The 12,057-nt window shown below is 66.7% G+C and carries 10 protein-coding genes and 5 pseudogenes; 11 read left to right on the forward strand and 4 right to left on the reverse strand.

Going from position 1 to position 12,057, the window contains the following annotated elements:
- The 7 genes and pseudogenes from IPM60_14725 to IPM60_14755 form a co-directional block, all read left to right on the forward strand.
- On the forward strand, positions 1-316 hold a 316-nt coding region (locus IPM60_14725), incomplete at its 5' end, for a hypothetical protein (protein MBK8909092.1).
- Positions 313-1,386, forward strand: a complete 1,074-nt coding sequence (locus IPM60_14730) for a glycosyltransferase family 2 protein (protein MBK8909093.1) — start codon at positions 313-315, stop codon at positions 1,384-1,386. The genes IPM60_14725 and IPM60_14730, both read left to right, overlap by 4 nt.
- 177 nt (positions 1,387-1,563) lie before the next feature.
- Positions 1,564-1,890: a hypothetical protein gene (locus tag IPM60_14735; protein MBK8909094.1), complete on the forward strand. Its 327-nt coding sequence runs from the start codon at positions 1,564-1,566 to the stop codon at positions 1,888-1,890.
- Positions 1,891-1,953: 63 nt separating this feature from the next.
- A pseudogene (locus IPM60_14740) lies at positions 1,954-3,002 on the forward strand (ABC transporter ATP-binding protein).
- A 28-nt stretch (positions 3,003-3,030) separates the two neighbouring features.
- A pseudogene (locus IPM60_14745) lies at positions 3,031-3,785 on the forward strand (ABC transporter permease).
- Positions 3,778-4,586: pseudogene (locus tag IPM60_14750) on the forward strand (ABC transporter permease). Before IPM60_14745 ends, IPM60_14750 begins: the two co-directional pseudogenes overlap by 8 nt.
- Before the next feature lie 62 nt (positions 4,587-4,648).
- Positions 4,649-5,642, forward strand: a pseudogene (locus tag IPM60_14755) (extracellular solute-binding protein).
- A gap of 362 nt (positions 5,643-6,004) precedes the next feature.
- On the opposite strand, the pseudogene IPM60_14760 reads toward IPM60_14755, so the two are convergent.
- Positions 6,005-7,201: pseudogene (locus tag IPM60_14760) on the reverse strand (IS3 family transposase).
- Between the two features lie 33 nt (positions 7,202-7,234).
- Positions 7,235-7,588: a transposase gene (locus IPM60_14765; protein ID MBK8909095.1), complete on the reverse strand. Its 354-nt coding sequence runs from the start codon at positions 7,586-7,588 to the stop codon at positions 7,235-7,237.
- A 257-nt stretch (positions 7,589-7,845) separates the two neighbouring features.
- On the opposite strand from IPM60_14765, the gene IPM60_14770 reads away from it, so the two are divergent.
- Complete coding sequence (locus tag IPM60_14770; GenBank protein ID MBK8909096.1) at positions 7,846-8,994, forward strand: IS256 family transposase; 1,149 nt, start codon at positions 7,846-7,848, stop codon at positions 8,992-8,994.
- A gap of 60 nt (positions 8,995-9,054) precedes the next feature.
- Here IPM60_14770 and tnpB (IPM60_14775) read toward each other — a convergent pair whose 3' ends face one another.
- Both tnpB (IPM60_14775) and IPM60_14780 read right to left on the reverse strand, forming a co-directional pair.
- The gene (gene tnpB, locus IPM60_14775; protein MBK8909097.1) at positions 9,055-9,396 is read right to left on the reverse strand and encodes an IS66 family insertion sequence element accessory protein TnpB; all 342 of its coding nucleotides are present in this window, start codon (positions 9,394-9,396) and stop codon (positions 9,055-9,057) included.
- Entirely contained in the window at positions 9,393-9,545 is a 153-nt protein-coding gene (locus IPM60_14780; GenBank protein ID MBK8909098.1) for a hypothetical protein, read from the reverse strand. The genes tnpB (IPM60_14775) and IPM60_14780 overlap by 4 nt, the downstream gene beginning before the upstream one ends.
- Positions 9,546-9,719: 174 nt before the next feature.
- Here IPM60_14780 and IPM60_14785 point away from each other — a divergent pair, with 174 nt between their 5' ends.
- The 3 genes from IPM60_14785 to IPM60_14795 all read left to right on the forward strand — a co-directional run.
- A complete protein-coding gene (locus IPM60_14785) occupies positions 9,720-10,112 on the forward strand; it encodes a transposase (GenBank protein ID MBK8909099.1) in 393 nt (130 codons plus the stop codon).
- Complete coding sequence (tnpB, locus tag IPM60_14790; GenBank protein MBK8909100.1) at positions 10,109-10,456, forward strand: IS66 family insertion sequence element accessory protein TnpB; 348 nt, start codon at positions 10,109-10,111, stop codon at positions 10,454-10,456. The genes IPM60_14785 and tnpB (IPM60_14790) overlap by 4 nt, the downstream gene beginning before the upstream one ends.
- A gap of 70 nt (positions 10,457-10,526) precedes the next feature.
- The coding region (locus IPM60_14795; protein MBK8909101.1) for an IS66 family transposase at positions 10,527-12,057 on the forward strand (1,531 nt) is incomplete at its 3' end.

Raw genomic sequence — 12,057 nt, forward strand, 5'->3', positions numbered from 1 at the left:
GACCCTGGCGCGGCTCTTGCGTCAGAGCGGCCATGGGGAGATGATCGACGACTGGAATTCGCACGAGAACGGCTGGCCACCATCCATGGACGGCGGACGGCATGACATGGGCAATAACCGCATGCACGACGATCCGACCCGGGGTGTGGTCGATGCCGACGCGCGGGTGGATGGCCTCGAAAATCTGCATGTCGCCGGCAGCTCGGTCTTTCCGACCGGCTCCAACGTCGACCCGAAACCGACGATCGTGGCGCTGACGCATCGCCTCGCCGAGCATCCGCGCGCCCTGACCAGCCATGCGGCAGACGGGCCATGAAGAGCCCCGGCATCACCGCGATCATCGTCAACCACAACAGCGAGACCGAGATCGTCAAGGCGATCCGCAAGCTCGAGGCCCAGGACGGCCTCGTCGACGCCATCCTGGTGATCGACAATGCCTCGACCGACAATAGCGTGCCGGCGGCGAAGGCGGCGAGCCCGCGCGTCGAGGTCCTCGAGCTCGGCGAAAATCTCGGCCCGGCGATCTCGCGCAATCGTGGCATGCAGGCAGCGAAGACACCGCTGGTCCTCCTGGTCGACGACGATGTCTACGTGGCACCCGGCTGCATCGCCCGGCTGCTCGCCCACCTCGACGACCCCCGGGTGGCCGCGGTCGTGCCGCGGCTGATCCTCTATCCCGACAACGAGCTGATCCAGCTCGACGGCGCCGAAACCCATCTGGTCGGCTCCATGGTCCTGAACAATGCCCGCATGGAGGCGGCCACCACGCCGGCCGAGGTCAGCCACATCGGCGCCTTCTCGACCTCCTGCGTGCTGGCCAGGCGCGACGTCATGCTGGCGGCCGGCGGCATGGACGAGAACTACTTCATCTATCTCGAGGATCAGGAATTCGGCCTGCGCCTGCGCGGGCTCGGGCACAAGCTGGTCTGCGACGCGCGCGCGCTCGCCTATCACGATCGTGGCGCCGGCACGCCGAATTTGTCGTTCCGCGATGCCGGCGAGTACCCCAGGCGCCGGGCCTATCTCACCATGCGCAATCGCTGGCAGACGATCCTCATCCACTACCAGCCGCGCACCCTCGTCCTCCTCGCCCCCGTCCTGCTGCTCTACGAGATCGCCTCGCTGGCGATGGCGGTGCGGAAAGGCTGGCTCAGCCAGTGGTGGCAGGCCTGGGTCTGGCAGTGGCAGAACCGGCAAAGCCTGTGCGAGCGACGCCGGTTCGTCGCCCGCAATCGCCGGCTCAGCGAAGCCAGCTCGCTGGTCGGTGGTCCCCTGCCTCTGGCGCCGGGGCTGATCGGCAAGGGCTTCGAGGCCAGAGCGGTCGCGGCCCTGACCGCGATCATCAGCGGCTACGGCCGCCTCGTCCGCCCCCTCCTGCCGCGATAACGACCAACGCATCTGCACGGCGACCGCAGGTGAGAAAGGCAAGGCGATCGGTGTGCAGCTCGGTTTGCCGATGTGAGCACCGGTCGTCCGCGGCCCGATGCCTCACGCGGTCACCGTGACAAGGCCCCGGTCCAGCGAAGAAGGGCAGGCCGAGTGCCCGAGCTCGAACCTCCGGGCATGGCGGGCATCGTCGTGCAACTGGCAAGAGCGCGGCATCGAGAAGCCCGTATGGTGCCGTGCGTGCTGCCGCATCGGCCAGCCGCCATAGCCGTGGCAGGCGATCATGTCCGGCTCGAAGCGCAGCTCCTGGCCCGCCGCCACCAGCTCCTCGGGCTGCTGCCTGGAGCCGAACGGACCGCCCGCAATGAGATATGGCATGGGCACAAGGTGGGCACCGAACGAGACACCGACAGGCGCTTCTCGATGATGATCCGCAGCACCATTGCCACCGAACGCCATGGCCGCCCCGCGTTCCGGATGGAGCCAGCGGCATTCTTCGCCTAGTCTTTCCGCATCGTGGCGCTGGTGCCGCTGGCCAGCCGGTCACGGAAAAGGGAAGGCCTGGCCATGGTTCCACCGTCGCTTCAGCCCGCCGCCGGCCCGAGCGAGACCCCGCGCATCGCCGTCGAGGCCAGGAACGCCAGCAAGGCGTTCGGCCAGGGCGACGCCCTGACGCGGGCCCTCGACGACGTCTCGATCGCGATCCGCAAGGGTGAGTTCTTCACCCTGCTCGGCCCCTCCGGCTGCGGCAAGACCACGCTGCTCCGGCTGATCGCCGGCTTCGACACACCGACCAGCGGGTCCATCCTCCTGGACGGCCAGGACATCTCGGCCCTGCCGCCGAACCGCCGCCCGGTGAAAAGCGTCTTCCAGGGCTACGCGCTCTTCGGGCACCTCACGGTCGCGCAGAACGTCGCCTTCGGGCTCGAGATGCTCGGCCGGGCAAGCGGCCGAGGTCGCGCCGCGGGCGGCCGAGATGCTGGCGCTGGTGAAGCTCGACCGGTTGGCCAGGCGCAAGACGCGCTCAGCTCTCGGGCGGCCAGCAGCAGCGCGTGGCGCTGGCGCGCGCGCTGGCGCCCGAGCCCGAGGTCCTGCTGCTCGACGAGCCGCTCTCCGCCCTCGACCTCAAGCTGCGCAAGGAGATGCAGCGCGAGCTCAAGCGGCTGCAGGCCGAAACCGGCATCACCTTCATCTTCGTCACCCACGACCAGGAAGAAGCGCTGACCATGTCCGACCGGATCGGCGTGATGCAGGGCGGCAGGATCCTGCAGATCGGGCCCCCGCGCGAGATCTACAACCAGCCGGCCAACCGCTTCGTCGCCGACTTCATCGGCGAGACCAACTTCCTCGATGGCGAGGTCGCCACCATCGCGGGCGACGCCGCGACGATCGAGCTCGCCGCCGGCTCCGTGACCGTCCGCTCGGCGGCCCGCGCTGGCGAAGGTCACGATCGCGATCCGCCCCGAACAGGTCTCGCATCGGGGCATGGCGGGGGGCTGCCTGCCCTGGTCAGCGCGGTCTATTTCGGCACCGACAGGCACTGCCACCTGAAGCTTTCGACGGGACCGAGATCGTCGCCCGCCTGCAGACCGCTGTCGATGACGCGATGCCCCTAAGCGAGGGCGAAGTCCTTATTCCGGCGTCATCTGGAAATTCACGCCCCGGGCCTGGTTCGAGATCTTCCTCAAGCGCGACATCTTCGACGGCACCCTCGGCGTCGCCGACGCGCACCTGACGATCTTCTGGCGCTCGGTGCGCCTCTCGCTGCTGACCACGCTCATCACCATCCTCATGGGCTTCCCGACCGCCTGGTTCATCGCCACGCGCCCGCGGAGCCAGCGGGCACTTCTGGCTCTTCCTCATCACCATCCCGTTCTGGACCAACCTCCTGATCCGCACCTTCGCCATCATGGAGGTCATCCGGAACCAGGGTGTCCTGAACACGGTCCTGCTGCAGACGGGCCTGATCGCCGAGCCGATCCAGATCCTCTACACCGACACCGCCGTGCTGATCGGCATGGCCTATGTCTACCTGCCGCTCATGGTGCTGCCGCTCTATGCCGCCATCGACCGCTTCGACCTCCGGCTCGCTGGAAGCCGCCTACGACCTCTACGCCGCGCGGCTGGCGGTGCTGCGCCGGGTGATCCTGCCGATCGTCCAGCCGGGCATCGTCGCCGGCTCGATCCTCGTCTTCGTGCCGTCGCTCGGCGCCTACGTCACGCCCCGCGTGCTCGGCGGCGGCAAGAACATGATGATCGGCAACTTCATCGAGCTGCAGTTCGGCCAGGGCCGCAACTGGCCGCTGGGCGCCGCCCTCTCCATGCTGCTGCTGCTGATCGTCATGGCAGCGCTGCTGGTCTATGTGCGCGTCTCCGGCCGGGAGAACCCGCATGGCTGAGCGCCGCCCGTTCTCCGTCACCCGGCTCCCCGGCTTCACGGCCATAGCACTCGTCACCTTCGTGCTGCTCTACGCGCCGATCGTCACCCTCGTCGTCTTTTCCTTCAACGCTCAGCGACTCGATCGCCATCTGGGGCGGCTTCTCGTGGCGCTGGTACGCCATCGCCTGGCAGAACACCGCCGTCCAGGAGGCGACCGTCCGCTCGCTGGTCATCGCCGCCTCGGCCGCCGCCATCGCCGGCACCGTCGCCACGCTGGCCGCCCTCGGCACCACCCGCACCGACCGCTTCCGGGGCCAGACCGCTGATCTACGTCATGGTCAACCAGCCGCTGATGGTGCCGGAGATCGTCACCGCCGTGGCGCTTTTGATCTTCTTCTCGGGCATCAAGGTGGCCACGGGCTATGCCGGCCTCGGCTACCTGATCCTCGCCCACTCGGCTTTCTGTGTGCCCTTCGCCTATCTGCCGATCCGCGCCCGGCTGGAAGGGATGGACATGACGCTGGAGACGGCCGCCAGCGACCTCTATGCCGACCGCTTCCAGACCTTTCGCCACGTCACCCTGCCGCTGATGGCGCCCGGCATCGTTGCCGGCCTCATGCTCGCCTTCATCATCTCCCTCGACGACGTGGTGATCACCGAGTTTGTCAAATCCGCCGGACAGGATACGCTGCCCACCTACATGCTCGGCCAGCTTCGCCGTGCCGTGACGCCGGAGGTCAACGCCATCTCGACCGCACTCCTGGCGCTCACCGTCCTGCTGCTGACCGCCTTCTTCCTCCTGACGCGCAAGAAGGCCTGAAACACCACTGAACAAGGAGAGACCGATGAGGAGGCTGACCTGTCCGCCCTCGCCCTGTCGCCGTGCTTGGCGCCGGCGTCGCCCATGCCGAGGGCGAGCTCAACATCTTCAACTGGGGCGACTACACGAACCCCGAGCTGATCAAGAAGTTCGAGGCGGAGACCGGGATCAAGGTCACGATCACCGACTACGATTCGAACGACACCGCGCTCGCCAAGATCGAGGCGGGTGGCGCCGGCTTCGACCTCGTCGTGCCCTCGGCCAACTACGTGCCGATCTTTGTCGAGAAGGGACTCCTCCAGGAAAGCTGGCCCTGACCAGCTCGCGAACTCACGAACATCGCCGGACGCTGGATGGACGTGCCCTGGGATCCGGGCCGCAACTTCACCGTGCCCTGGCAGTGGGGCTCCACCGGCGTCGCCGTCAACAAAGCGCCTATGCTCGGGCGACATCAACACCTCGGCCATCTTCCTGGACCCGCCCCCGGAACTGGTCGGCAAGGTCAATGTGCGCCGGAGATGGCCGATGTCCTGTGGCTTTCGATCCTCTATGTCGGCGGCGAGCCCCTGCACCGAGGACCTCGAGGTCCTGCGCAAGGTCCGCGACACCCTGGTCGCCGCCAAGCCCAAATGGATGTCGATGGACTACGGCATGACCGAAAAGCTCTCCAACAACGACGTCATGGCCTCGGTCAACTGGAACGGCTCCACCTTCCGCGCCCGGCTGAACAACCCGGACGTGGTCTATGGCTACCCGCAGGAAGGCTTCGTCGTCTGGATGGACTCCGCCGCCATCCTCGCCGACGCGAAGAACGTGGAGAACGCCAGGCTCTTCCTCGACTTCATCATGGAGCCCGAGAACGCCGCCATGATCTCCGCCTTCGCCCGCTACGCCAACGGCATCGACGGCTCCGAGCCCTTCATGCCCGAGGACATGAAGGACGCCCCGGAAATCGTCGTGCCTGCGGAGCTCGCCGACGCCGGCGTCTTCCTGCCGACCTGCCCGCCGGAAGCCCAGAAGCTCTACACGGCGATCTGGACCGAGCTGCAGAAGTAGGAGCCGTGGAACGGGACCGGGCAAGAGGCGGGACGTGCCCCTTGTCCGGTCAGCCGGCGCGCCAAAACGGCCCTGGATGAACGTCGAAGGACAGGTGATGAGCCAGGCGGGCTATGAAGCTTGCGTGCGGGGCACCCTCAGCCGGGCAACCCGACTCTGGCGTAACCTTCACTGATTCTCGCGGCATCAGCGGGATCGGTGAAGGGGAGGCGCGCGATATGCCGGGCGAACGAGTGGTCCGGATTGATCTCCTTCAGCTCCGCCGCGACGCGCCGCGCGGCCTCGATCTCGCCCAGATGTCAGAGGTGGCTCGGTTTGTCTGAACAGGCTCGCCGCTTTGATAAGTGGATTGTCCGCCGGGTTCATGCCGCTGCGAGAAGCGGCTGGTTGAAGTATGCCTGATCAGGCGTTTGCCTGCCGAGACGTGAATGCGGCCGTCGTCCGTTATAGAAGTCCAGGTACCGGCCGATTGAGGCTCTGGCGTGGCTGACGGTGTCGTAGGCGCGCAGGTAGACCTCCTCGTATTTGATCGACTTCCAGAGCCGTTCGACAAAGACATTGTCCCGCCAGGCGCCCTTGCCGTCCATCGAGATTTGGATTTCCTTGGCCAGCAGCACTTTGGTGAAGTCGGTACTGGTGAACTGGCTACCATGAAAGGCCAGGAGGCCTTTCATCCGCTTCCCGAAGGGGACGCCGTCAGCAGACGGCGGAGGGATCGGTGTTGAAAATCTCGGGTTTGCCGAAGCGGGCCAAGGCTTCTTCCAGAGCCTCGATGCAGAAGTCGGCATGCATCGTGATCGACAGCCGCCAGGCCAGCACACGACGGCTGAACCAGTCGACCACGGCCGTGAGGTAGACGAAGCCGCGGGCCATCGGCACGTAGGTGATGTCCATCGCCCAGACTTGGTTCGGTCGCGTGATCGGCAGCCTGCGCAGCAAATACGGGTAGATCTTGTGGCCCGGCGCCGGCTTGGACGTGTTCGGCTTTCGATACAGCGCCTCGATGCCCATGCGCTTCATCAGCGTCGCGACGTGCAGGCGGCCGACCTCGATGTCTTCGCCGGCGAGCAGGTCGCGGAGCATCCGACTGCCGGCAAATGGCAGTTCCAGATGCAGCTCATCGATCCGCTGCATGAGTGCGAGATCGGCATCGGAAGCCTGTCGAGGGCGATAATAGATGCTGCCTCGGCTAATCCCGAGTTCCCTGGCCTGCAGGATGACCGGCAGGTCGTGTGAACGGTCGATCATTTCTTTGCGCTCGCCAACAGTCCGGCCTTGTCGAGCGCGCCCTCTAAAAAATCGTTTGCCAGTGTCAGCTCGCCGATCTTGGCATGCAGCGTCTTCACATCGACGGTCGGCGCGACCGCTACGCCAGTGGGCGCCGATCCGAATACGCCGACAGCCCCCTCGAGCAGCTGCGAACGCCACTGCGTGATCTGGTTCGGATGCACGTCAAACTGCTGAGCCAGTTCTGCCAGCGTCTTCTCGCCGCGAACGGCCGCAAGCGCCACCTTCGCCTTGAATGCCGGGCTGTGGTTCCGGCGGGGTCGTTTGCTCATCGTCTCTCCTGCTACCGGCCATCCTGGCCGGCTTCAGGCAGACAATCCACTTATCCCGCTGTGCAGATTTCCCGAGCCACCTCTATCCTCGCCGACCAGCCGCAACACGCCGCCACAGTCCGGGCAGCGCTCGCCGGGGTCGAGGGTGATGACCTCGCGCGGGGCGTCGGCGGCGATCCGCGGCTTGCCGCGACGCCGAGGCGGCAGAAGCTGCTCTGTCGCCGTCGCATTGGAGCCGGCATCGTCTGCCGCCGGCGTCGGGTCGGCGGCGGCACCCGCCATCTCGAGGCCCTCGAGCGCCAGCTCCAACTGCTCGATCTCGCGGTCGATCTTCTCCGAACTCGCCCCGCATCGTTGCCGCTTCAGCCGCGCAATGGTGATCTTCAGCGCGGTGAAGTCCTAAAGTTGCTGGAAAATGGGTTGGGGGTACATCGTCGCTGAGCGTCGAGAACCCACCGCCGGTTGCCGCCGGCGGCAGCGAGGAGGCACCCCCAGCGAAGAGGCTACCGGCATCGATGCGCACCCGGCAAAACCTTTCGGAGCTGATCGAGGACGGCTGTCGTCGTCCGCCGGCAGATCTGAGCTGGTCGAGCTGGCGGCCCGGCTGATCATCGAGGAGGCGCTCGGAGGAGAGCCGGGATGCGCTGGGGCGGGACTACTACGAGCGCGGCGGCGATGCTGACCGAGGCTATCGCAACGGCGTGCGCGAGGGTCGGTTGAAGACGGCCGAGGGGATAATCTCGTTTTCTGCACCGCAGATCGCCGACAGTGAGGAGCCGTTTCGATCCGAGATCCGTCAGCATCTCAAGGGTCGCACCGAGGCCTTGGAAGACCTGGCCATCGAGCTCCTGGCGCGCGGCTTGTCGGTGCGAGACATCGAGGAGGCCTTCAAGGACGAGAGCGGCCGGCTGTTGCTGTCGAAGACGGCAGTCTCGGAGATCGGCGCGCGGCTATGGGCCGACTATCAGGAGTTCTGCCGGCGTGATCTCGGCGAGCACGAGATCATCTACCTCTTCGTCGACGGCATTGCCGAGCGCATCCGGCCGGGGCAGAAGCGCGAGCCGGTGCTCGCCGCTTGGGGCATCGCCACGGACGGCAAGAAGGTTCTCTTGGGCTTGATGGCGGGGTCGAAAGAGGATGCCGAGACTGTCGTGGCCTTCTTCCAGGATTGGCGTGCACGCGGGCTCGGCGATCCGCTTCTGGTCGTCAGTGACGGTGCACCCGGCATCATCAAGGCGATCGAGACCTGCTTCCCACGCTCGGCCCGCCAGCGCTGCCCTGGCCCATCGCATGCGCAATCTCGCGGCCAAGGTTCCGAGGACCAATGGCCAGAGTTCAAGGCCAGGGCGCAGGCCGTCTACTGCCCCAGCCGGGCGATCGCACGCGACTTGGCCGAGGGCGTCGTCAACGACCACGAGGCCGAGCTGCCCGGTGCGGTCGCCTGCTTTCGGGACGACTTCGAGGCCTGCATCGCCCATCTGCGGCTGCCGATCACGCATCGTCGGGCGATTCGCACCACCAACCTCCTCGAGCGGCTGTTCGTCGAGGAGCGGCGGCGTCTGAAGATCATCCCCAACGCCTTCGGCGAGAAGCCGGTGCTGAAGCTCATGTTCGGCGCGATGATCCGCGCTGCCGAGCGTTGGCGAGCCATCAAGATCACGACCTTCGAGCGGCGGCAGTTGGACGCCCTGCGCAAGGAGCTCGACCACGATTACAAGGCCGAAAACGGCCTCGAGGAAAACCACTCAGTCGCGACCCCTCAAGACCGAATTTCCAGCAGTTCTCGGACTTGACCGAATTTACCGGTCCGGGCAACCCGGCACCAGCCCTATCTCACTGATTGGGATGCGTATTCAGGCGACACGCGAGGGTGGCGCCGTCGACGCCGGACGACGCCAGTCGATCCAGAGCATCGCCAGCTGTGCCGCGGTCAGCCTTGCCACCCCCTCGGCAGGCGACGGCCAGGGGAAGCGGCCCCGCTCCAGCACCTTGTAGTAGAGGCAGAAACCCTGGCCGTCCCACATCAGCAGTTTGAGCCTGTCACCCCGCCGGCCCCGAAAGGCGAAGAGGGCACCCGAGGCCGGGTTCTGGCGCAGCAGGTGCTGCGCCAGAGCCGCGAGGCCGCCGATTCCCTTGCGCATATCGGTAACCCCGCAGGCGAGATAGACGCGCACGCCCGCGCCGGGCCCGATCATGCGCCCTCGACCGTGCGAAGCAGCCGCCGCAACTCGGTGCTCGGCAACGAAGCTGGCACCTTCAGGCTGCGCCCGCCAAGCAAGCTGATCTCGATCGTCGAGACGGCGGCGAAGTTGTCCATCGTAGGAATGGGACCGTTCGACGTCACTCCGGGGGCCTCCGGGATCTTCCCCGTTCGCACGAACCCGCAACCCCACGCCGCCTTCGCCCGCGGGCGCGCGCCCGGCCCGGGGCGTAGGTGAGCGTCCGGCCTACCCCACCTTGCTGACTTGATCGTGTGGTCGATGATCGGCGGGGAGTTGGACAAAGGTGTCCACTCTGCATGGTGGACACTTTCGTGGCCGGATCGCCGAGAGAGCGGCGCCGTTACCGGCGTTGGAGTGCCGAAGCGAAGCGGGCGATTTGCCTGGAGACTCGGGCACCGGGTGTATCGGTGGCGCAGGTGGCGCAGCTTCATTCGCTGAACGCCAATTTGATCTTCAAATGGCTGCGCGATCCGCGGTTCGCGCCCGGCGGGATGCTGGAGGCGGCACCGGTGTTCCTGCCGGTTCAGCTGCGAGAGGGGGAGCCGCCGGCTGGTTCGCCGGTGTCGTCTGCTGGCGACAGCGGCGGCCGGGTCGAGATCGTGCTGGCGGGCGGGCATCGGCTGACGGCGAGCGGCGCCTTCGACGGGGAGGCGGTGGCGCGGCTTCTGGCGGTGCTGGTGCGCTCGTGATCCCGGTGCCGGCGCAGACCCGGGTCTGGCTGGCGGCCGGCGTTACGGACATGCGCAAGGGCTTCAACGGTCTGTCGGCGCTGGCGGAGAAGGTGTTGGCGCAGGATCCGTTCTCGGGCCATCTCTTCGTCTTCCGCGGCCGGCGGGGTGACCTGGTGAAGGTGATCTGGTTCGACGGCCAGGGGGCGTGTCTCTTCAGCAAGCGGCTGGAGCAGGGCCGCTTCGTTTGGCCGTCATCGGCGGATGGCCGGGTGTCGATCAGCCCGGCACAGCTGGCGATGCTGCTCGAAGGAATCGACTGGCGCGCCCCGCAACGCACTTGGCGACCGTTGACGACTGGCTGAAGGGCAATAAAAACAGCGGCTTAGGATCGTTCAGGATTCCCTTGGCGGGGCCGTTGTGCTAGCCGTGGCCATGCTCGACGAGACCAAGAAGCTACCCGACGACCCGGCTGAGCTGCGCACGGCGGCCGAGCGTCTGGTGGCGCTCGCCAAGGCGCAGGCGCTGCGCATCGCCAAGCTGGAGCACCAGTTGGCCGGGCTGCGCCGGCAGCGCTTCGGGGCGACCTCGGAGCGGCTCGAGCAGCTCGACCTGGCGCTCGAGGAGACCGAGATCGAGGTCGCTCGGGACGCCGATCCGGCAGCGCCGGAGGATGCGGGCGAGGCCAAAAGGAAGCCTCGACGCAAGCCGCTGCCGAAGGAGCTACCGCGTACCGAGAGCATCCTTTCGCCGGGCGAGGCCTGCGCCGGCTGCGGCGGCAGCCTGAAGCGGCTCGGCGAGGACGTTACCGAGGAGCTGGACTACATCCCCGGCCGCTTCGTCGTGAACCGCTTCGTCCGGCCGCGGCTTGCCTGCGCGTGCTGCGAGGCGATCTGCCAGGCCCCCTTGCCGGCCCGGCCGATCGAGCGCGGCCGACCGGGACCCGGTCTCCTGGCGCATGTGCTGGTCGCGAAATATGGCGATCATCTGCCGCTCTATCGCCTGTCGAAGATCTTCGAGCGGGACGGGATCGATCTGGATCGCTCGACGCTTGCCGATTGGGTGGGCAAGGCCACAGCACTGCTGGAGCCCCTGGCCGACGCCATCGGCCGCCATGCCCTGGCCGGGCAAGCCATCTTCGCCGACGACACGCCCATCAAGCTGCAGGTGCCAGGCAACGGCAAGACCAAGACCGCCCGCATCTGGACCTATGTCCGCGATGAGCGGCCCTGGTCGGGTGCCGATCCACCGGCCGTCTGGTACAGGTTCACGATCGATCGCAAAGGCCAGCATCCGGCCGAACATCTGGCCGGCTATCGAGGCTGGGTCCATGCCGACGGCTATTCGGGCTTCAACGAGCTCTATCGCAAGGACGAGACCCGCGAGGTCGCCTGCCTCGCCCACATCCGGCGCAAGTTCGTCGACATCGTCCAAAGCCAGACCTCGCCGATCGCCGAGGAAGCGATCAGACGCATCGCCGGCCTCTACGCCGTCGAGAAACAGGCCCGCGGTCAGCCTCCCGAAAGCCGCGCAGCACTCCGGCAGGCGCACGCCGCACCGATCCTCGGCGAATTGGAGACGTGGTTGCAAAGCCAGCTGCCACGCATCTCCAGCAAGTCCGAGCTCGCCAAGGCGATCCGCTACGCCCTGACCCGCCTGAAAAAACTCAGGCCCTATGTCGACCACGGCCACCTCGAAGCCGACAACAACGCTGCCGAGCGGGCGATGAAATCAGTGGCGCTCGGCCGGAAAAACTACCTCTTCGTCGGCTCAGAGGGCGGCGGCAACGCGGCCGCCATCGCCTACACCCTGATCGAAACCGCCAAGCTGAACGGCATCGATCCCCAGGCCTGGCTCACCGACACCCTCGGCCGCATCGCCGACCACAAGATCAACAAGATCGACCAACTCCTGCCGTGGAGCTGGGCCGCAACACGAGCCGCCACCGCGTCAACGCAAAAGGCCG

It is taken from the genome of Rhodospirillales bacterium (assembly GCA_016710335.1).
Taxonomy (GTDB): domain Bacteria; phylum Pseudomonadota; class Alphaproteobacteria; order Rhodospirillales; family Defluviicoccaceae; genus JADJXQ01.